Genomic DNA, 22,029 nt, shown 5'->3' with positions numbered 1-22,029 from the left:
TGTTTCTATCATAGGATACCAACATCACCATTAACTATAAATCGGTATCGGCCATTTGTCCTCTTGATAAAATTCGTTTTTTTCCCAAAGCCTTACCTCTAAATCTGTGAGCAAACAATCGTTTAATCGGGCAATCATTTTTTCTTTTTGAATGTACTGACCAATAAAAACCAGCTCTATTTTTCTGTCTCCGAACGTAGCATCCCAACCAGACTCTATTTGCTTTTGATTGTCCAGAAAAGCAGCATAATTAATTCGTTCTGAAAAAGGCATGGACGCCCACCAAACTCCGGCATTGTCTGCTTTACAAGACCCTCCCGCTGAACTCCAAATGAGGGCTTGTTTTGACCGTGATGCTAACCAAAACAGTCCTTTACTTCTAATGATATTTTGAGGAAACTCCTGATTGAGATAGTTTAGAAAACGCTCCGGATGAAACGGCCTTTTACTTCTAAAAACAAAGGACCCAATACCATATTCTTCCGTTTCAGGAACATGTTCATTTTCCAACTCTTTTATCCATCCTGCGGAGGCTTCTGCTTTCGCATAGTCGAATAACCCCGTGTTGATAACATCTTGTAATGCCACTTCAGATTGTGAGGTGGTTATCATTTGAGCTTCAGGATTCAGCGATTTTATGATGGCCTTAAGTTCTTCTAAATCATCCTGTGAAACAAGGTCAACTTTATTAATAATAATGACATTGGCAAATTCAATCTGGTCCGTAAGTAAATTAACAATAGTTCTATCATCGCCTTCAATATCGGTAAGTGCTCTTGTTGCCAGATAATCCGGACTAGAGAAATCCTTTAAAAAATTGAAGGCATCTACCACTGTTACCATGGTATCCACATAACTAAAACGACTTAAATCAATGGTGCCATCTTCACTTTCAAAACTAAAGGTTTGAGCCACAGGAATGGGTTCACTTATTCCGGTACTTTCAATTAACAAATAATCAAACTTATTTTGGGCCGCTAATTTTTCTACTTCTACCATAAGGTCTTCACGTAAGGTGCAACAGATACAGCCGTTACTCATTTCAACCAATTTCTCTTCGGTTCTGGAAAGTGTGTTTTCATTTTCAATAAATTGCGCATCAATATTAACTTCGCTCATATCATTAACAATAACCGCCACTTTTAAGCCTTCTTTATTGTGTAATATGTGATTAAGCAATGTAGTTTTTCCTGCGCCAAGAAAACCACTTAATACAGTAACTGGTAGTTTTTTCATTTTAAAATAATCTCTAAGAAGGTTTTATAATTTAAGTTAGACTTCAATCTGATTCAGGTTATTCAATTTCTCTATCAAGTCACCGGTAATGGCAACCACGGCAGGTTTTGGAATTCCATCCTTGTCAAATGGCCACTTACTTGTTGGGTTATTTTTATCAGTTGTTTGTTCCCCTGGATGTTGTACACTTAAAAACAGGGTTTTTCCATCAGGTGAAAACCAGGGGCCTGTAAGCTCAGCATCTCGAGGTGCTGAAGCCATCCGAATTACTTTCCCGGCATCTTTTCCATATCTGGGAATAACGAACAAACTGTTATTTTTGAAAGGCATGTATGGTTTGCCTTTTCTGTTCATGGCATCGCCGGACATATCTGAAGTCATCCAGAGATTACCTGATAGATCAAAAGCTAAATTATCGGGACAGGAGAATCCGTTTTTTTTCCCGCCAGCCAAATAAGTAGAAGCTTTAAAAGTTAGGGCGTCAAATTTGCCCTCGGTTTCCTCTACTTTTAAAATAGAACCATGATAGTCCCCTTTAGGCTTATTGTTGGTCAGGGTCACAAAAATGTTCCCGGTAATGGGATCTATTTCAATATCTTCTGGTCGATTCAAAGGGGTTGCTCCCAAAAGTTTTGCGGCTTCTCTAGCTCTTACCAAAACTTCGGTTTGATCTTTGAATTTGTTTTTGAGAACAGGCTCATTTTCCCAATCTAAGGCAAGCCATTTCCCATTAATGGTATCGGCAACATAAAGGGTCCCTTCCTTTAAAGAGCCCGGTTTAGAGGAAATAAACTTATACAGATGTTCATCTTTTTTATCGTCTCCTGAATAGGCAACAACACGTTTGTCTTCCAATTCATATAAGGTACAGCATTCATGGGCAAAACGTCCTAAGGCAATGTGTTTTTGAGCTTTTCCATCTTTAGGGTTCACTTCTACAACCCAGCCATAATGTTCCGGAGGGTAATCATAAAATTGTTCCCAACCCCAAATACTTGGTGTTCTGGTTGCAGCATTATTTTCATCATACAAAGTGTCACCAAAAACATCCTGATAGTTTTCCTCGCAGGTTAAAAATGTATTCCATGGGGTAATGCCACCGGAACAATTACTATTTGTTCCAATGATTTCACTTTTCCCTTCAATTGGAGCATCCCAGTTTAACGGAATGGGAGTATGTCCTGTGATGCGACGATTATGAGGATCGTTATTTACCACTTTCCAAACACCGTGCTCTTCTTTAATTCTTACAATGCTTCCACCAACGTTGTATATTTCTTTATCCACTTGTTCTTTGGTTCTTTTTTCCGGTGGATTAGCATGATTATTAAAATCGGCAACAAAAAACGGATTGGCATATTCATGGTTTACCCATAACAAGCCATCTTTAGGGTTACGTTCATCTAAAGGAATAAAACAAGTGAAATCGGGGTTAAATCCAAAGGTGTCTTTGTCACTAATTTTATCGCCCCATTTTATCACCATTTGGTAATCCAGCCCTTTGGCCAGTAACAGATCGTCCTGGTTTGAAGGCGATAACCCCTCAAAAACAAGGTCTTTTAATTTTTTTAACTGTTCATCTGAAAGTTTTTTGTCTGAAGTAGGCGTGGCCGTGTTACCACAACTTATAAGGAAAGGAGGTATAGTCAATGCTCCTAAACCGGCTTTCCCTAAAAAGGAGATAAATTCTCTTCTATTGTATGGCATAATCTAAAAGGATAATTTGTTATGTAATACCTTGCAAATATAACGCAACTTAGTTGCATTAGTAAGCAAAATCATTATTTTTGTATGAATTAAAGGTCTGTTTTTTATGAATGGCATCCCAAAAACCTTAATTATTTTATTGTTAATTATCGGATTTGGCCATGCTCAAAATTCCGATTCTAATTTCCCACCACCGGAAACCCCTCCGGTAATACATGTCAACAAAGCTAATGGTAAAATTGTAGTAGATGGCAGGATTGATGAAAAAGATTGGAACAAAGCTGAAGTTGTTACAGATTTTTTTCGGGTAGAGCCACGTCAGGGCGGAACCATTAAACATCAAACGGAAGTTAAGTTTTTATTTGATGAAAAAAACCTATATATCGCAGCATTTTGTAGAGATTCTGCGGGTATAAAAGGTATTAGGGTTCAGGATCTCAGAAGAGATTTTAGCTGGGGTGAAAATGACCTTTTTGGTGTTGCATTAGACCCGCAAAACTTAAAACAGTATGCCCAGGCATTTCAAACAACACCCTATGGAAATCAACGCGATTTTCAGAATTTTAATGGCAATAGTTTTGATACGGGATGGAACACGCTTTGGAAAGTCCGTACACACAGAACAAAAGATGGTTATACGGCAGAATTTGCAATTCCTTTTAAAACGTTACGATATAACAAATCTAAAATTGATGAACCTGTAGCATGGGGAATAACCATGGTAAGGTATGCCAGACGTGACGTGGAAGTATCTACTTTTCCGGCCATACCACAATCATTTACACCATACAGGATGACCTATGCGGCTAAACTTACCGGCATAGAATTGCCACCACCTTCAACCAACATTCGTATAGAACCTTATACATTGTATCAGTATGATAATATTGATAATGATACCAGTAGTTCCATGGATCAATTTAAAGTGGGAGGCGATGTAAAATGGGCCGTAAACCCAAACTCCGTACTGGATTTAACAATTAATACTGATTTTGCTCAAGCTGATGTGGACCGTGCTGTAAATAACCTGGAACGATTTAACATCTTTTTCCCTGAACAACGCCAGTTTTTTCTCGAGAATTCAGGGATTTGGGCGGGAGGAAGCCAAACAGCAATTCGTCCTTTTTTTAGTAGGCGTATCGGTTTACAAGGTAGCTTTAATGCCGAGACGGCTCCAATAGAAGTAGGGGCCAGATATACGCAACGTACAGAAAAACAAGCAATTGCCGGCCTTTTGGTGAGGCAAGGAGCGACGGATAATTCCCCTGCTTCAAATTTTGGAGTAGCCAGATATCTGCGAAATTATGGTAAAGAAAACAATATAGGACTTATGGTTACCCACCGTTTGGATAATACTTCTGAGGACTTAGGTTTGGAATCTAATAATAATACAACCCTTACTGTAGATGGACAAATAAGACCAACCAGCCAATGGGATATTAAGTACCTCTTTACATCGTCAATTGACGAAGGGACAAGAGAGACAGGTTTCGCAGGAAGAGTTTCTGTAGGTAGAAGAAGTAATAAGTTTTATTACGCTTGGTCAACCGATTATACGGATGCCAAATATAATCCCGCCATGGGCTTTGTGAGACAGTCTAACGTAATTAGTCATAATCCCGGAGGATATTATATATGGAGGCCCAGGAAAATAAATTGGATAAGGCGTTGGGATCCGGGAGTATTTGCCAGTTACAATCACGATGCAACAAACCCCGGAAGGTTTCAACAAGCCAATCTCTACATTTTTCCCGTTTACGTGTGGTTTAAGGATAATAGTTTCTTTGAATGTTCTTTGACCCCAACATGGCAAAATATTAATTTTAATTTTGCGCCTTTAGGGTTGCAAATTGAGCAAGATGAGTACTATTATACACGTTTTACATTAAGATACTATACCGATAGATCTAAAAAGTGGTCCGTTAGCGGAAGCTATAACTTTGGTGATTTTTATGATGGTACAAGACAAACTTATAAAGCTTCGGGAAGGTTAGCGCCGATTCCTCATATTGCTCTGACCTTTGATTATGAACATAATGATTTAAAAAATATAGGGCAGGCACAACAAAATTTGTCTACAAACCTCTTTTCAGTTGGGTCGAGGTTTGCTCTGAATCCAAGGGTTCAATTGTCAACGTTTTATCAGTATAACAGTTTTGATAAGCAAGGGCGGTGGAATGTACGGACAAGCTGGGAGTTCATGCCACTTTCCTTTATTTACCTGGTATTTAATGACTCTAATTTAAATGATGCATTTTCTCCTGTTCAGGAGCAACAGTTTATTTCGAAGATTTCATTGGTGAAACAGTTCTAGTAATAGTGTTTATTTGGAAAAAACGATCTATTTAGAAACACCTCCAATACAATAACCAACAACCATAAATTAATTGAAGGTGTTCCAATAATTAGTGAATTATAAACTATTACTTATACAATTAATTTAAATGATACTTTTCCAAGCAAATTAAATTGGAATAGATAGCTCTAAATAGATCGTTTTGTCTGTCATAAATTTTACCTTGTATTTTAACGGGATGCTCTAGTAAATTGTTTAGTTCCAGTTGTAATTCTTTTATCTTGATATTCAAATAATGAGAAAGTACCGAAAATTTGGGGTTACCTTTATGCGATAATATTTCAGACTGTTTCTTGTGCTTTGTAATGTTGTTATAAAAATAATTTAGCTTCCCAATACCGGAAAAATCCTGATTTCCTAAGGCATCCACAATAATTTGATTATCAGTAGAAAGAACAAAATAGATGTCTCTGATATTATGAGTTTTAACCATTCGCTTTATATATTCTATTGTTACATCATCATAGATAAAAGAATTGCCCAGTGATGTGTAAAAATAATTCTCGTACTTAAACCTATTGTTAATAACAGATTCCAAGCAATCGGTAGGACATAAAAGGAAAAGGCATTTTCGCATTATGTAATAGTATTGAGATGGTGCGGAAATGAACCCACACCATCCTTATTGGAAATGCTAATTTTCATAAGCTTTTAGGTCAATGACTTCAAAGTTTCTGGCATCAAAGTAATCATCTATGCCGTGGCCTGTATTTATAATTACCCCTCCTAAGAGTGTTACAGTGTCCACAGGAAATTCGTCTTTACAGGTTTTAATGTGTTCATGAATTTTCTTGTCGATAATTTTATAGGTCGCATCAGTAATGGCTTTTTGAGGATTATCGCTATTCAAAATGTCTTCTCTATAAGGTAGTAAGCTTTCCTCTAATTTCATTTGTTGATAATCGTCATCATTCAAGACAGGTGAGTAACTATCATTTCCTAATCGGCTTAATGCCAACATTAATGCGCCGCAAGAATTTCCTTTTTCTTCCATTCTTGGTCGGTACATCTTACCAAGTTCCCCTTCTAAAGTAATTCCTATATGAGGTCCGTAGAATATAAAAGCACTTCCTTCATCTGGAATATGGTGTGCAAATGCTGTCATACCAGTTTGCCCAACAAAAGGAATACCTCCAAGTCCTCCCATAATGAATGGGCCAAATAATACATTGAAGAATGTTGTAGATGGTATGTTGATATCATCAGAGCATAAGGATGTGGCCATAAGCACTTTAGAAATATCGATGTTGTGCTCTGACTGCATTTTTCCTAAATAGTGAATGGATGTATCCTTAGCATCCTTGGCATTTGGGTATTCTTTTTTAACAATCTCGTCAAATTTTCTTTGTAGCATAATATAAATTTTTTGATTAATGTATTATTAGATTCAATTATGTCCTGTATAAATATAAGATATTGTTTTCTAAACGCAACCAAGTTGCGTTTATTTTTTCGATTTACAGAATCACGAGTCTGGAATCATTGAAATGGAGAGCAATGATTTCAACCAAAAAAAAATACGATTTATGCTTTGGAAGATTTTATTTGCGATGAGCGTGGAATAAAATGTACTTAAGACCATCACTTTTCTGCAATATCACCAATGGTAACAAGAGTTTCACCGGTATTTATAGGTGGAGTGCCAACAATATATAAAACAACCCCGTTAGCTTTGGCATACAAAGTTTCCAGGGTATTTCCAAAATAGTCTGTGATTACTCCTAATGTCATACCTTGTTTAACGTAATCACCTGATTGTTTTGAAGCGTAAAAAATACCATCATGATTACTTTCTTGAGATACTCTGTTACTGACAAACTGATAGGTACTTTTCTTAATAACTTCAGAATTTGTTACTGTCATATCGAGTTTATTCATCATGTTAAGAACGCCATTTTCAACTTGTAGAACTTTTTCTTTTTCAGATTTACCCAGTCCACCACATTCAATATCTACCGCAGGGATACCTCTTTTGAACGCTTCGGCAGAACAGTATAAACTAGGTTTATCTTTTTTTACGTAATCCTTTCCATCTGTTTTGAAAACAATGATATAGTCAAAAAGCAAGGCTTCTGCCATTTCCTTTGCTTTTTGGGAAGCTTCGGGCATAGTAGAATTCTTATAAAAGGCAGAATACGATGTTAAATCTTCGGAAGCATCACCAGCATGCATATCTAAAAAGTAGTCTGATTTAGAGATAACATTCTCGCTAATAAAGTTTGCAATTTTTTCGGTTACGGTGCCTTCGCTATTTCCCGGGAATGTTCTATTTAAATTTTTATCGTCTAATGGATTTATAAATGGTGACCTACCAGAAAAGCTAGCTACATTAGCTATTTGAACCAAAATGACCGTACCTTTTAAAGTCTTCGGGTCAATGCTTTTAATTAATCGTTGCCCCGCAAGAATAGGAGGGTATTCATAACCATGAACGCCTGCGGTTATACCTAAAACAGGGCCTTCTTCTTCACCACGAAATACGGTGATGGGGATAAAGGTAGAATCTTTGTCATCTGATATAGGGATTTTAAAGTGATGTTTGGTTCCTGGTTTTATATCCGTGCCAAAAAACGTGAAAGCCGACTGAGCATATGCCAGTTTAATTGTGGCGAAAAAAAATAGTAAAACAACAGATTTTAGTTTCATATCAACTAAAATATTTCAAGTTTCTGAAAATTCCAAAGCCTATTAGAATAAAACTAATGATAAGTATTGAAAGCATGTTTTTGAACAAACTAAAATTACTTTCAGGTTTAAAGAACTCTGGCTTATGCTTTTCAAAATTTACTGTATCTGGATGATGCTCTTCAAAAATTTTGGGATATAAATCCAAACGTATTTTTTCATGAAATGTATTGGTAGCATGTAAAAAATCTATGTGATTGGTTAAGCTTGTCTTGGCTATATCATTCATGGATAATTGCAATTGTAAAGGCGGAAAGAATTGCGCTATTTTTCTGCTCAGTTCCTCTCTTTGTTTTACCTTGTTGTACATAGCTGCTCGTTCTTCTTTTGAGTCGTCATCACCTAATTGTTGCATGGCAAAATACCATAACCATGAAAATCCTTCGGTTTTAAACCCATATTTGCGTAAATGTGGATAGTGTTCATAAAACCTTTCCATAGTTTCTTTTTTGTCAGTATCCCACTTTTGATGGTAGGCGTCTCTTTGTTTGATGACCATAGTAAATGCTTCATCAATAGGGTATTTGTTTGTAATATAATTACTTACGAGTACCGGAAGAAAAACAACTAATAATAACCAACTAGCTAATAATACTATGGCATTGGTATTTGAGGATTTTCGTAAAAGTATCACGAAAAAACAGAGCGCAAACCAAAATAGTGTATAGAGGTAACTCATAATTATAATTGCCGAAAAATCACTTGTAAACGGAATGCCTAAAACCACTTTAGCCACTAGTAATAGTAAGCCTAAAACAAGACAAACAAAAACGAATCGAACGGATAGTTTGGCCAATAAATAACTAAAAGATGATTTTGCTTGAATGGTTATCATTTTCCAGGTGCCTTTTTCTTTTTCTTCGGATAGTAGGTTAAAGTTTAGGGCAATAATCACTAATGGAAATAGAAAAATAATGAGAAAACTAACATCTAAATTCCCAACCTGCAGTCGCATGGGGTTGACCAAATCTGTATTGTGCTTTTGACCTTCCAGAGCCACAATACTTACATTTTGTATATGGGAGTTTAAATCGCTTTGCCCAATAGAAATACCTGCTAAGGGTTGTACGGGATTCAAAAATGAAAATTTTAGATAGTAGGATAATAAACCAATATCTTCTTTATGAAAACTACGTTGTCTTTCTAAATGTTTTTGTTGCTGCTCAATGGTCTTGTTAATGGATGTTTGTTGTTGTGACAGAAACTGTTTCCCGGTGCTAATACTCAACATACCTAACACCATGAGTATTCCAAATGCTAACCATACTGTTTTAGACCTAAAAAAATGCTTGATTAATAAGGTATACACAACTAAATAAATTTAAATCGATTAGAAAATTTGGTCATGGTTATTATAGCCAGTAGTAACCAAAAGATAAGGGCAAAAAAGGCGACTATTTGATGATTTATGGTTTTAGATATCGGTAAGTACTCATAGCTGAATTTTGGTGCCGATCTCCAATAGGATTTATCTACAACATGAATTTTTCCTTCACTACCTTTAGCTTTATTACTAATGAATTTCATTTGAAGGTCGTTCATGTACTGCGATTGCTCATATCTATAAGTTTCGGTTTGTGATAAAAAATTAGTGTAGGTATGAAAATCTGTTCCAGATAGCCCCATGGATATATTTTTAATAGCCAGATATGGGTTCAGTACCACCAAACTATTGGTAATGCTATTCTGCTTTTTGTAGGTGTTGATTAATTTTTTATGCTGATTACCATAAATTATAGCTGTTTGTTCTTCGCCTTTACTCATTAAAAAACCGCTGTAATTAAAGGGTAAATCTTTAACATCTGTTACATTATTAGCTTTTAAAACGGAGTCTCGTAACTTGTTAAAATGGGGGTCGTTGGGGTCATGGCTATCGCCTTGTTTAGCCACTTCTGCTTCAATAGCTGCTTTGAATTCAATCTTGGATAAATTAGGGTATACGGAATTACCAATAACTTGGGCCGTTTTTGGAATGATTATAAAAAATAATAACCAACCGCCTAATAGACTTAATAAGGCTTTGTTTGAACTAACGCTTCTAGCCGAAACAATAACCGTTACAAAACATAAGACTATAAAAAAGAGGACATAACTAGCGGTTATTAAAAGGGAACGCATGACAACTCCACTATTCAAGGTGTGACTTTCAATAAATGAAATACTCCATAACGCGATTAAGGCAGGAATAAAGAACAAGGTTGAAACCAAAAACAACCCCAAAGCTTTACCAAGTAGTATTTGTTGCATCGATGCTCCTTGAAGGTAGATTATTTTAAGGATGCCATGTTCCTTTTCAGAAGTTATGGAAGCATAGCCAATGAAAAAGATGACTAAGGGCAGGATGAGTTGCAATAACAGGGCGATGTTTAAATCACCAAAACGCACTAAGCCCGTTGATAAACTAGCTTCTGAAAAGTTTGCTGTATTTTGTTTATGGGCTTCTAAATAAATAGAATTCCCTATGTAGGTTTCAATTCCGGAGTCAAAAATACTCAAAGGATGTTGCTCCCTGAAAGCAAATGTGCCAAAGTGGGCCATCCTGTGTGGATGTTTATCGGGGTTATTTTCCCAACTTTCCCTAGATTGATTTTGGTGGTGTTCAGCAATATGATGGCGTTTTTCGTAAGCATTCCAGCCATTGATAGTTACATAGCTTAGAACCATTAGAAAAAGCGTTAACAGCACAAAAAGACCTTTAGTATAAAAGGTCTTTTTGAAAAACTGCTTCCCTATTAAAACGACAACATCGTTTCGCATGAATACTAAAATTTATAAGTAGCGTTAAGTAATATATTTCTTGGTGCTCCTGGACCTAACCTGGAAGGGTTAAGACCACCTAACCAATAAGTGTCATCAAATAAGTTGTTTATTTTAAGTGTTAATTGGATACCTGTATTATTTGGCTTGTAATATATGGCAGCATCAAATATGGTGTAATCAGGTAAAAGTACTCTATCACTAGCGTAAGTAGGGTTGTACCAAGTATATCTTTCGTCTACATATTGAGCACCGAAACCAATTCCAATGCCTCTTAAGGTTTTATTCATAAAATCATAACGCCCCCAAAAGTTTCCATTATGTTTTGGAGCGCCTCCAATGCGTTCTCCAATAAATTCTTCTATGGCATCTTCTACGATTTCAGCGTCTGTAAAACCGTAAGATGCTATAAGTTGAAAATTTGGTGTTACGTAACCAGAAATATCCATTTCAAAACCTCTACTTCTTTGCTCACCTCTTGTTGTTAAGTTATCTAAATCATAGGTGTCTCCCAGTAAAATGTTCTTTTGAATGATATCAAAAAAAGCAATGTTTGCAAATATTTTACCATTTAGGAACTCACCTTTGGCACCTACCTCTTTCAAGCTACTTTCTAAAGGATCGAACCTTCCTGGTGATGCACCCCAAAAGAAGCCTTCAGCTGTTGGAGATAGTGACACCGTATTGGTATGTGGTTGAAAACCTTCTAAATAGGTGGCATAAGCACTAATATTGTCTGTAACTTCATAGGTCAAACCAAATCTAGGTACAAGCGCATTGGTTTTAAATTCTTGTTCATCACCTTCATAATCAAAAATGTCTGTAAACCATTCATACCTTAAGTTTATTAGAGCTGAAAATTTACCAATCTTAAATTGATTTTGAATATAGATACCATTAGAGGTTGTTAAGTTTGCTGGAATTGTTAATTCAGCAAGGTTATAAGCATTTGTATTTCTGGCGCCATTAAAAGGGTTTTCTAAATTAAAATGAGGAACAGCGGGTACAGGCATAGTGACACCGTCCACAACCATTTGTTGAAAATTACCCGGATTAGATGAGTCATAATTAGACTGACCTCCATTAACTGTTAAATATCGTCTGGCACGAAGGAATCCAGCTCCAATTTTTCTTTCCCAACGCGTAGCATCATAACCCACCAAAATTTTATTGGTAATGTTATCTTTTTTGATATCGTAATTAAAATACGTACTAAAGTTATCGGTTTCCCAAAATTGTTGTCTTTTATCATATCTCATTCTCGCCAAGGTAGGAATCACATTTCCATCAATATCAACCGCTGTACCATCAACTCTATGTTCAGCTAAATCTTCATCCCAAGTTTGTTTCATGTACTGTGCATTAAAACCAAAGTTTTCTGCAAACTTTTTATTAAAGTTAGCCATAAACATAAGCTCTTTAGTTTTGTAGTGGTCGTTTGATGCGCCAACATTCATTGTAATAGGTGTACTATTGATGTCATATGCACCATTAATAGCACCAAAAATAGGCTGACCTCTATCTAAATTACCTTCAGCATTGTTATAAATCATTTCTACATTAAGCGAAGTACTACTATTAGGGATATAACTTAAAGATGGCGAAAATAAAATAGCATTATTTTTTACAACATCTCTAAATGAGTCTGCATCTTGATAAGCGACATTAAAACGATACAGTAATGTTTTGGATTCGTTTAAAGGCCCAGTAAAATCAGCTGTAGTTCTTAACGTACCAAAGCTTCCAGACGCTATTGAAATTTCGCTGCGCTTTTCTGTCAATGGTTTTTTAGTAACTATGTTTACCGTACCACCGGGGTCTGCACTAGAAAAAGTTACAGAAGAAGGCCCTTTAATTACTTCTACACGCTCCAGGTGTGACGTAATTGGTTGTAGAAAATAGTATTGACGCGTACGCATGCCATTAACAACCTGCCCGTCATCAGCTTGCGTGATACCACGAATATTATAGTGGTTATATAAACCAGTAGGTGCTACATTACTTACTGTTTTAACCGCATCTGTGAGTTGAAACGCTTGTCTATCAGCTAGAAGCTCCTTTGTAACTGTTGCAACTGCTTGTGGTAACTCTTTATTTTTGATAGCTATTTTTGTAGCTGAAAACGAGTAATCACTGTTGTAATCTTTTCTTTTTCGTCCAACAATCTCTACAGATTGTAAGGATTCAAAAGAAGCTTTTAAAGTAATATTTCCTAATGATTTGTCTTGATTTTCAGATAGCTCAATAGAGGTTTCGTAGGTTTCATAACCAATATAAGTGATGCGTAAATTATAAATGCCACCAGCCTTTATTTCTATACTAAAATTTCCATCAAAATCTGAAGTTGTTCCTTTTTTAGTCTGCGCATTATCTGATACGATGATATTTGCTCCAGGTATCGGCGTGCTGTTTTCACCTAAAACTCTTCCGGATACTTTAGACTGTGAAAAGCCTAATTGTATTGCGAAGAAAGCAATAACAAGCGCTACATTTCTTAAGTTCATTTTTAATTATTTGTTTGTGTTTATTAAATAGTTTTTATGTATAATTCTTGTAATTCTTCGGCAGATATTTTTGAAGTATCAGTAGTATGGACCAGGAAGCCTTCTTTCATGATTCCTATTTTAGATCCTATGTTCACAGCATTAAAAATGTCATGGGTTGTCATTAGAATACCAACGCCATTAGCTGATAATTCTTTACATATTTCAGCGAATTCTACGGATGCTTTAGGATCCAAACCAGAGGTTGGTTCATCCATTAAAATGTAGGACGCCTTTTTAGCTATGGCTATGGCTATACCTACTTTTTGGCGCATACCTTTAGAATAAGTAACCAGTCTTTTATTGAAAGCTTCCTCTTGTAAGTTGACTTTTTTTAATAAGCTTTTAAGTCCTTCTTTGGTATAAATAAAACCCGCCAATCGGCTAAAATAGTCCAGGTTTTCCAAGCCCGATAAATTACCATACAACTGAACAACTTCAGGGATATAGGCTAAGGTGTTTCTTACTGATTTTTTCTTAGCAATAACACCATCTATTAAAGCTTCTCCGGAGGTGGGTTCTATTAATCCCAAAAAAATATTAATAGTAGTAGTTTTACCTGCTCCGTTTTGTCCTAATAGACAAAAAATTTCGCCAGGTGCTACTGTGAAACTTAAATCCTTAAGTGCCAATGTATCATCATATTGCATACTTAGCTTATTAGCTTTTAGCATAATGTTTATTTTACTTATTAATTACATTTAAAAATTCATCTCGGTATATTTTGTTTTCAAAGCAACCTCCAAATTCTATTGTGGTAGTGAAACTATTTTTATCTTTTATACCTCTGGAAGACACACAAAGGTGTTTGGCTGTAATCATAACAATGACACTTTCGGTTTCTAAAGCTTCCTGTAAATCATTCAGGATTTGTATACATAGCCTCTCCTGAACTTGAGGGCGGTGCGCATAATAATCTACCAACCTATTTATTTTAGAAAGACCAACTACTTTGTGTTCCGGGATATAAGCTACATGAGCATAACCCGTTATTGGTAAAAAATGATGCTCACAAGCAGAGTCTATGGTTATATTTTGCTCTATCAACATTTTCTTGTAGCCATATTTGTTATCAAAAGTTGAAAGCCTGGGTTTATTCTTTGGGTTTAATCCATAGAAAAGCTCTTTCACATACATTTTGGCTACCCGGTACGGAGTTCCTGATAAACTATCATCAGTAATATCTAAGCCCAATTCTTCCATGATCTTTTGAAAATAGTGCTGAATGTTAGCTATTTTTTCATCATCAGATTTTTCAAAGGCATTTTCCAGTAAAGGGGTGGCAATATTGGTTGATATATGGTTGTCACCTATAAAATCAATTTTTTCTTTTTCCATTTTTTTTAATTAATTGGTACAACATGGCCCTTTATTACATTGGCAATACTTTAAATTGTATAGGTGAAGAGCAACTAAGCCTAAAGCTGGGACATAGGTAAATATTTCAGGTAAATGAATGACTTGTAAATGCTCATTTATTATGGCAAAAAACAAGATTATCCAGCAAATCCATAAAGCCGGTTTCATAAAGTCTTTCGATGTGGTCTGTGTGGAGCGATATACCGCAAAAAAGGAAATAATCAAGAACAGGTAATCAATAGATTTCCACCATGTAGGTACAGAAGCACTACAGCAAACTGATGAAGCCTGGGCAATAAAAAGTATTGGAGTAACAAGACAGTGTACCAAGCATAATGCACTTGAAAATGCTCCTAAAGTATCTGATTTTTGCAACAATAATTTCATTGATGAGTTTGTTAATGCAACTGAGTTGCAAATATAAGTATATGATTTGTTATTGCAACATAGTTGTAATAAATTTGCTTTATGGGAATTATTAGAAAAACACAATCTTTGGAACTCTTGCTAGGCGAATTTCAAGAAGATTCTGGTGCCATTTCTGCTAAAGAATTAGTTAAGCGTCTCAGTTCTCAAATGAATAAGACTACTATTTATAGGGTTTTGGATAAACTTGAAGATGATGGCGTGCTGCATTCGTTTTTAGGTAAAAAAGGCATTAAATGGTATGCAAAATGCAGCGGTTGCTCAAAATCAGGACATATAGATGTGCATCCTCATTTTCAATGTTTGGATTGTGGTAAGGTGGATTGTTTAGATATAAATGTAACGATTCCAAAATTACCTAACAGAAAAGTAATGGCATCACAAATTTTAATTCAGGGAAAATGTGAAGCGTGTTGTGCTTAATACCGGCCAAAATTGTTGAATAAGGCAACGGATTTATTGTTGATGATTTTGAAAGGTTAAAGAGATTGAAACTACAAGTTACATTCTGTGAAGTCAGTAGTAGTTAATTTAATTTTCAACATTTTTTTGCCACGAATGCACAAATATTTAAGTGATTATGTTCGAATGTCATGTTGAATGGAAAGATTGAAATATTTCGTATTTGAGGTCAGGGGTTATGGGTTATAATACCGTATTATTCGTGAATTAGTGGCTTAAGACTAAGACTCAATTACCTCTTTATACTCTATAAAAAAAGCCTCAAACAAACTCATTTTTTCATTGAAAAATTCCATAACAGTTTGCCATGAATTTTTATTATGGATAGATACTTTTTGCTCTAAAGGCACATAAATTCTGGAAACCTCTTTGTAATTCTCCAGAATATAGTCCTCTTCAAAAATGGCTTCCGGTAAATATTCATTTAATAAAATGGATTTAAGTGCTGTAAGTTTTTCCCAGTATTTTATACGATGTTCTAAATCGTCTTCAAGGTCCAGAGCCACCAGGGCTTTTTTAGTATCGAAATGAAATTTAAAACTAAAGCCTTTCAGTTTGGTGTTATATAAAATCCATTTACGGGGAAAGGATTTTCCAAAACTGGTCCAGAATTCTTGTCGTAATAGTCTTGATTCTTCTTTGCTAAACATGAAATAGATAATAGATAAAAGAGCATAGAAAAAAGACAATAATACAAAAGCGTCTTTATTCTTTACTCTGTTTTCTTTAAATTAAATACGCAATCCCAACCCCCAAAATAATGGCTATAAATTTTGACATATTGAATTTATGTCCATCACTACTTTCAAATAGTATGGTAGTAGAAATATGAAAAAAGATTCCAATAACTATGGCATTAATAAGATGTACTGTGCTTTCCACGGCTTCCCAGGTTTGTGAAATCAAGGTCCCTAAAGGTGTCATACAGGCAAAAATAATTAAGAAGCTTGCAATCTGAAATTTGTTATATTTAGACATGAACAGGAACATACTAATCATAATGGCAATAGGCAATTTATGCACCAATACACCATATACCATATCATTATGTTCATGAATGGAAAACCCTTCTAAAAAGCTGTGTATACACAGACTTATAAAGAGTAACCACGGAAACGAATTGTTGTTTTTATGAATGTGTACATGCCCGTGTTCCGCTCCTTTGGAAAACAATTCCAATATGATTTGTAGCATGATACCGGACATAATGCATAATCCGGTAAGTTTGGCATCTAAATGATGATACACCTCCGGTAATAACTCAAACAGGGTCAGGGCCAATAGGAAAGCTCCGCTAAATGAGAGCAGGAGTTTGGTGTTCCAGGATTTACTGTTTTTTGTAAAACTTGCAATTACAACGCCAAGAACTACAGCTAAAAAGGGAAAAAGATAATCGCTCATGTAAAAATATACTCCAAATAAAACGGATTAATGTTGATTATGGACCTATTTAAAGATCATTACCAGGCGTTCAGACGTTTTAGCACTGAACTTGTGCAATTTATAATCTCCAAAAACATCAAGCAAATGTACGTCGGCTTTTTTAAATAATGCTTCAAAATCGTTTAAAGTAAATGCTCTAACCCGTTCCTGATAATTGTATAGACGCCCGTCAATGGTAAAACGGATGTCTTTAATTATATGGCCTTCCTCAACATAACGTTTCAGGTTAAAGGTGATATCATCAACAATTTTTATTTCTTCAGGCACCAAGTTATCAATAACAAACTCGCTATTCATAAAATCAATGACCCCAAAACCGGTCTCATTTAAATTAGCCTTTATGGCTTTAATGGTGTTCAGGTTGTCCGCATCATCATCAAAATAGCCAAAACTGGTAAACAGGTTAAACACAGCGTCAAATTGCTTGTTGTATGGCTTACACATATCGTGCACATCAAATTTCAGCCTGTGATTTTCGAACTTTTTGGCATAGGCAATACTGTTTTCACTTAAGTCAACACCCGTAACATCATACCCTATTTTATTTAAATAGCGGGCATGCCGTCCACGACCACAAGCCAGATCCAGGATAGTGCCGTGCTCCGGAATATTCAAATAATTAGTAAGCGTATCCATAAAGGCATGGGCCTCGGTATCGTCTCTGTTTTTATATAAAATGTGATAATATGGTGTATCAAACCAGGAAGAAAACCATGTAGTTGTATCTGCTATCATTAATCGTTTTTATGGCGTTACCCAATTTCTGTTAACACAATTTTAACACAAAAGTACGTGATTTTTTTCATTTAAGAATTTCATCTATACAGAAGAAAATTACCCTATTTTTGCAACATAGTTGAGCTAACCAAATAAGTAGTAGTAAAACATGGACGAAAATTTCAAAATGGTGGCCAAAACTTTATTTGGTTTTGAAGATCTTTTGGCAAACGAACTCATACAACTTGGAGCAAGAGACGTTAAAAAAGGCGTGAGAAATGTAAGTTTTGTAGGAGATAAAGGCTTTATGTATAAGGCTAATTTAGGATTGCGTACGGCCATTAAAATTTTAAAACCCATCCATACGTTTAGAGTACATAATGAACAGGACCTGTATAACAACATATACAAAATGCCCTGGGAAAACTACTTGAAATCCTCAGGTTCCCTGGCGGTTGATGCTACTATCCATTCTCATTTGTTTAAACATTCCTTGTTCATTGCGCTTAAAACCAAAGATGCCATTGTAGACAGGTTCAGAGATAATACCGGGCAACGGCCCAATGTGGATCTAAAATTCCCCGATTTGAAGATCAACGTGCATATTGACCGTAATCAGTGCACGGTGTCTTTGGATGCTTCGGGAGATTCGCTCCATAAACGCGGTTATAAAACGGCTACCAATATTGCACCCATTAACGAAGTATTGGCAGCAGGTATGATCATGTTATCGGGTTGGGACGGCCAATCGGATTTTATGGATCCCATGTGTGGTTCCGGTACCATGCTTATCGAAGCGGCTATGATAGCCTGTAACATTCCGCCAAATCTGATGCGTAAAGAGTTTGCGTTTGAACGCTGGCAGGATTGGGACGTGGATCTGTTTGAAAAAATAGAGGAATCGCTTCTTAAAAAAACACGCGATTTTCATCATAGGATCATTGGGTACGATAAAGCACCGAGTGCGGTATATAAGGCCAAAGACAATGTGAAAAATGCCCAGTTAGAGGATTTTATAACCGTAAAGCATGAAGATTTCTTTAAAACCCAAAAAGGCGGTGGCGGTAAGTTACATATGGTGTTTAATCCGCCATACGGTGAGCGCTTAAATATTGATATGCAGCAGTTTTACAAAAACATTGGGGATACGCTTAAACAAAGATACCCGGGAACAGATGCCTGGTTTATTACTTCTAACCTGGATGCGTTAAAACATGTTGGGTTACGTCCTTCACGAAAAATACAGCTTTACAATGCAAAACTGGAATCACGTTTGGTGAAATATGTTATGTATGAAGGTAGTAAAAAGGGGAAGTATATGAAATAGTTGTCATTACGAGGAGTTTCGACGAAGTAATCTGTTGGTTTTTTAGCTCTTACCAGGAAGGGATTGCTTCTCTTCGTTCGCAATGACGTAGTATATGTAGGGTTTTTAAAGAGCGTTTATCTTTTCCTTAACCAATTCTATAAGCTTGGCATCGAAGGGCCCAATCGTACCAATGTCTGCTTTCCCATCCCAGAAACATAGTTTCGATGTCTCGCTATTCTTCTCAAAATCGAGTATCTTTTTAATGTTGCCAAAGTACAACGTACCGAATTCCATCCGCCTTTCTTTTACCCTGTGATCAGGCTGAAAATCAAATGTCATGATGCCCAGGAACCTGACTTCTGAAAGTTCCTGATTTGATTCTTCTTTTGTCTCCCGAATGGCACATTGGCGAGGACTTTCTCCCTTATCGATTAATCCTCCGGGGAGTTCCCAATGTTTTTTAAACCTGTTAAAAACCAGCAGGTAGTTTCCCTTGTGTTCCGCAACGGCCAGAGAATGGGTGAGTGGACTGAATTTGGAAACATCAGTTTCCTCTACCTCTATAAAATCCTGGAAAATGTCGCCTTTGCTATTCTTTAAAATCATTTTCTTACCACAAAATCAATACAGCGTTAATGTCTAGTTTTGTTTATGATGTTGTGAGTTCTTGTAATGTTCTTTGATAATATCCCTGCCAAAATCACCGTCAAAATCGCGCCAGACACAATGTATATGGTTGGCATTGTTTTGGGTGTTATCCAATTCAATTAAAAAGGTTTTGCCCTGAATTCTGTAGTAATGCGGTTTCCCTTTTTCCGTACTTCCTGCCCAACCAAACCTAATATCATTAAATTCTTCTTTGTGAATTTTATCTTCACGGGCGTGAGCCAGTGCATCAGGCAAGGCGCTTAAATACTCATAAATGAGCGCTTTTAATCTTTGTTTTTGCTCTTCATTTAAGTCATTGGCTTTAATTCCTGCGGGGGCTAAAGGGGATACTTTAGTATCGTGGAAGGTTACAATTTCATTAAAAGCCACATCACTAAAAATAGCTACTTTCTTTTGTTCATCGGTTAGAGATTTTAGCAACATATAGGCCAATTTTTCTTCTCTGTGAAGTGTACGCTGTCCTTTTTTACTGCCTTCTTTGATGATAGCCGGGTTGGCTCCGAAAAATCGGGGTGCCGCACTGATCGTATGATCCTTTACAGTGAAATTCAATGAAATATGATGTCCTTCAAAAGACCAGGCCCATAGGTTGTCTTCTCTCGGATTCCCATAAACAGCAATATAATAAGCTTTGGCATCCCTGAATTCCGGATCACCCCCCAATTCTACCAAAACATTTTCCAGATTGATGATCTTTTTAGTTTTATTGTAACCGGATTCGCTTAAAAAATAGGTTAGCATTTTAAAGAAAGCGGCTTCTTGTTTTTCATTCAGCTCTTTAAAGGTTATGCCTTCGCGGGGGTACATGGTACTTGGTAAAAAATGCCATGATACTCTGGAAGTATCATCAAACGGCAGGCTCACTTTTTCTAATTGCTCGGCATTTAAACAATCTAAAAACTTAATAACGTGTTTGCTTTTGTGGTAGCTAAAGGATAGTAATAAAAAGACTGTAAATACACTAACTATAACGGGTATTAGTTTTTTCATGAGCTTAATTTTAGAAGTAGGTCAGGTTGATGAATACCCTAAGTTACGTTATTTATCTAAAATACCCTGAGTTTTAATAGTTTCTGTTGGTTTTCGTGAACCGCCAGGTTACTTATTTTTCTTATAAAGCGGAATTCTGTAGGACAGTGTATAACTATAACTGGTTCCCAAACCACTACTGTCATATGTTTTTCCAAACCCCGGAATGTAGATATTTTCAAAATTATCAGGTTCCGTTTCACTGGCTAACACTTTCAACTGTACATTGAGCCCCATAAACAGATTGTTGAACAACTCTACTTTCATTCCTAAAATAAGTTCTGCCCAAAAAGCGGTCAGGCCACTAAATTCCTGAACCGTATCTGAGGTGAATTGAGGGGCCCAATATTGATCGGTACTGTATATACTAAAGCTGTTTAGATCATGACCAAAGGAACTGGCACCCACTCTAAATCCGGCAAAGATCATGTTGTCCATATCCAGCCAGTTGTCATACATATTATAATCAATACCGGCTTTTAGATAGGAACCTGAGCTGGTTACATCCAAATAGTCGGTTATGGTATTTTTTTCTTCGAAACCCAATTCGCCGGCAATATATAAGTCTCTTTTAATTCTGAAATCAGCAGCAACCTCAAAACCTTTATAGTCATCATCCAGAAAAGAGCGTGCCAGTTTGCCAATATCACCTCCAAGCCTGAGCCCGTACTTATGTTTTATTTTAAGAGAATCGTTAACGGCATTCGGGATACTGTCATTCTGCGCATTTACGGACACACAAAACAGTATCATTACCGCTATACTAATGAAATATGTTAAAGTGCGTTTCGTTTTCATTTTCTACAGGTTCGTTATTAGTCAGGTTTGTTGGTGTCAGGGTTAACCAATTATCACTGTCCGGTTCCACAATAAGCTCCACACTTTTAAAAATGGTTTTATAACCACAGGCGCGAGAGACATAGACCTCTTCGGGAACATAATTTATAGTGATAATATCTTCGTTTCCGCCGGTTAGATTGCCATCGTTATCAAATTCGGCATTGAGTATAAGACGGTATTGGGTCGGACTTGCATCGGTTTTAAGCGGAAGTATAAGGTCATCTGCAGTGACTACTACATATCCCGGCAGGACTTGTTCATTGCCAACACCTACCACCAATAAGCCAAAGGCATTCTTCTGGTTTTCCTGGTCGTCTTTGTCGTATAGATCAACAATTAATCTAGGCGTGGTTGGGGTGCTTTCGGGACAAATATCATCACGTTCGCAACTTATGGTGATTCCAATTATCAGGGCCATAATCGGGATGATGATCAATTTAATGTGTTTCATTCTCTATTTTAAATGGATTCCGCATCATACTTTGACTAGC

At 36.3% G+C, this 22,029-nt stretch carries 21 protein-coding genes; 3 read left to right on the top strand and 18 right to left on the bottom strand.

The window, feature by feature from the left end; all coding sequences use genetic code 11:
* Positions 1-30: 30 nt before the first annotated feature.
* Together Q0983_RS05040 and Q0983_RS05035 are read right to left on the bottom strand one after the other, a co-directional pair.
* Entirely contained in the window at positions 31-1,236 is a 1,206-nt protein-coding gene (locus Q0983_RS05040) for a GTP-binding protein (protein ID WP_299549700.1), read from the bottom strand.
* 36 nt (positions 1,237-1,272) lie between these two features.
* Positions 1,273-2,943, bottom strand: coding sequence for an alkaline phosphatase PhoX (locus Q0983_RS05035; protein WP_299549697.1), 1,671 nt, complete (start codon positions 2,941-2,943; stop codon positions 1,273-1,275).
* A 106-nt stretch (positions 2,944-3,049) separates the two neighbouring features.
* On the opposite strand from Q0983_RS05035, the gene Q0983_RS05030 reads away from it, so the two are divergent.
* Complete coding sequence (locus tag Q0983_RS05030; RefSeq protein WP_299549694.1) at positions 3,050-5,257, top strand: DUF5916 domain-containing protein; 2,208 nt, start codon at positions 3,050-3,052, stop codon at positions 5,255-5,257.
* A 121-nt stretch (positions 5,258-5,378) separates the two neighbouring features.
* Here the strand turns inward: Q0983_RS05030 and Q0983_RS05025 are convergent, their stop codons facing one another.
* From Q0983_RS05025 to Q0983_RS04985, 9 genes are all read right to left on the bottom strand, one after another.
* Positions 5,379-5,732, bottom strand: coding sequence for a hypothetical protein (locus tag Q0983_RS05025; RefSeq protein ID WP_299549692.1), 354 nt, complete (start codon positions 5,730-5,732; stop codon positions 5,379-5,381).
* A 201-nt stretch (positions 5,733-5,933) separates the two neighbouring features.
* The gene (locus tag Q0983_RS05020; protein ID WP_299549690.1) at positions 5,934-6,653 is read right to left on the bottom strand and encodes a hypothetical protein; all 720 of its coding nucleotides are present in this window, start codon (positions 6,651-6,653) and stop codon (positions 5,934-5,936) included.
* Between the two features lie 227 nt (positions 6,654-6,880).
* Entirely contained in the window at positions 6,881-7,945 is a 1,065-nt protein-coding gene (locus Q0983_RS05015) for a M14 family metallopeptidase (protein WP_299549687.1), read from the bottom strand.
* A gap of 1 nt (position 7,946) precedes the next feature.
* Positions 7,947-9,293 carry a DUF3526 domain-containing protein gene (locus Q0983_RS05010; protein ID WP_299549685.1) on the bottom strand — a complete coding sequence of 449 codons (1,347 nt, stop codon included), beginning with the start codon at positions 9,291-9,293 and terminating at the stop codon, positions 7,947-7,949.
* Between the two features lie 2 nt (positions 9,294-9,295).
* The gene (locus Q0983_RS05005) at positions 9,296-10,741 is read right to left on the bottom strand and encodes a DUF3526 domain-containing protein (RefSeq protein WP_299549682.1); all 1,446 of its coding nucleotides are present in this window, start codon (positions 10,739-10,741) and stop codon (positions 9,296-9,298) included.
* Between the two features lie 5 nt (positions 10,742-10,746).
* The gene (locus tag Q0983_RS05000) at positions 10,747-13,245 is read right to left on the bottom strand and encodes a TonB-dependent receptor (protein WP_299549679.1); all 2,499 of its coding nucleotides are present in this window, start codon (positions 13,243-13,245) and stop codon (positions 10,747-10,749) included.
* 23 nt (positions 13,246-13,268) lie between these two features.
* The gene (locus Q0983_RS04995; RefSeq protein ID WP_299549677.1) at positions 13,269-13,958 is read right to left on the bottom strand and encodes an ABC transporter ATP-binding protein; all 690 of its coding nucleotides are present in this window, start codon (positions 13,956-13,958) and stop codon (positions 13,269-13,271) included.
* 10 nt (positions 13,959-13,968) lie between these two features.
* A complete protein-coding gene (folE, locus tag Q0983_RS04990; protein WP_299549674.1) occupies positions 13,969-14,622 on the bottom strand; it encodes a GTP cyclohydrolase I FolE in 654 nt (217 codons plus the stop codon).
* Between the two features lie 9 nt (positions 14,623-14,631).
* Positions 14,632-15,030, bottom strand: coding sequence for a MerC domain-containing protein (locus Q0983_RS04985; protein ID WP_299549671.1), 399 nt, complete (start codon positions 15,028-15,030; stop codon positions 14,632-14,634).
* An 81-nt stretch (positions 15,031-15,111) separates the two neighbouring features.
* On the opposite strand from Q0983_RS04985, the gene Q0983_RS04980 reads away from it, so the two are divergent.
* Positions 15,112-15,492, top strand: coding sequence for a transcriptional repressor (locus tag Q0983_RS04980; protein WP_299549668.1), 381 nt, complete (start codon positions 15,112-15,114; stop codon positions 15,490-15,492).
* Between the two features lie 260 nt (positions 15,493-15,752).
* Here Q0983_RS04980 and Q0983_RS04975 read toward each other — a convergent pair whose 3' ends face one another.
* The 3 genes from Q0983_RS04975 to Q0983_RS04965 form a co-directional block, all read right to left on the bottom strand.
* Complete coding sequence (locus Q0983_RS04975) at positions 15,753-16,181, bottom strand: DUF4268 domain-containing protein (protein ID WP_299549666.1); 429 nt, start codon at positions 16,179-16,181, stop codon at positions 15,753-15,755.
* A gap of 76 nt (positions 16,182-16,257) precedes the next feature.
* Positions 16,258-16,932: a ZIP family metal transporter gene (locus tag Q0983_RS04970; protein ID WP_299549664.1), complete on the bottom strand. Its 675-nt coding sequence runs from the start codon at positions 16,930-16,932 to the stop codon at positions 16,258-16,260.
* Positions 16,933-16,977: 45 nt separating this feature from the next.
* Positions 16,978-17,709 carry a class I SAM-dependent methyltransferase gene (locus Q0983_RS04965; protein WP_299549661.1) on the bottom strand — a complete coding sequence of 244 codons (732 nt, stop codon included), beginning with the start codon at positions 17,707-17,709 and terminating at the stop codon, positions 16,978-16,980.
* Positions 17,710-17,860: 151 nt separating this feature from the next.
* Between Q0983_RS04965 and Q0983_RS04960 the strand changes: the two genes are divergently transcribed.
* The gene (locus Q0983_RS04960) at positions 17,861-19,018 is read left to right on the top strand and encodes a class I SAM-dependent RNA methyltransferase (protein ID WP_299549658.1); all 1,158 of its coding nucleotides are present in this window, start codon (positions 17,861-17,863) and stop codon (positions 19,016-19,018) included.
* Positions 19,019-19,123: 105 nt separating this feature from the next.
* On the opposite strand, the gene Q0983_RS04955 is transcribed toward Q0983_RS04960, so the two are convergent.
* The 4 genes from Q0983_RS04955 to Q0983_RS04940 all read right to left on the bottom strand — a co-directional run bounded on the left by Q0983_RS04955 (position 19,124) and on the right by Q0983_RS04940 (position 21,989).
* Positions 19,124-19,606, bottom strand: coding sequence for an NUDIX hydrolase (locus Q0983_RS04955; protein WP_299549655.1), 483 nt, complete (start codon positions 19,604-19,606; stop codon positions 19,124-19,126).
* Between the two features lie 33 nt (positions 19,607-19,639).
* The gene (locus Q0983_RS04950) at positions 19,640-20,659 is read right to left on the bottom strand and encodes a DUF3500 domain-containing protein (protein ID WP_299549652.1); all 1,020 of its coding nucleotides are present in this window, start codon (positions 20,657-20,659) and stop codon (positions 19,640-19,642) included.
* A 108-nt stretch (positions 20,660-20,767) separates the two neighbouring features.
* On the bottom strand, positions 20,768-21,496 hold the full coding sequence (locus Q0983_RS04945) for a DUF6048 family protein (protein WP_299549649.1): 729 nt from the start codon (positions 21,494-21,496) through the stop codon (positions 20,768-20,770).
* Entirely contained in the window at positions 21,462-21,989 is a 528-nt protein-coding gene (locus Q0983_RS04940; RefSeq protein WP_299549646.1) for a DUF6452 family protein, read from the bottom strand. Before Q0983_RS04940 ends, Q0983_RS04945 begins: the two co-directional genes overlap by 35 nt.
* Positions 21,990-22,029 lie beyond the last annotated feature (40 nt).

The sequence above is a fragment of the Seonamhaeicola sp. genome, from assembly GCF_028281565.1.
Taxonomy (GTDB): Bacteria; Bacteroidota; Bacteroidia; order Flavobacteriales; family Flavobacteriaceae; genus Seonamhaeicola.
This window is presented reverse-complemented; position numbering and strand designations above follow the sequence as displayed.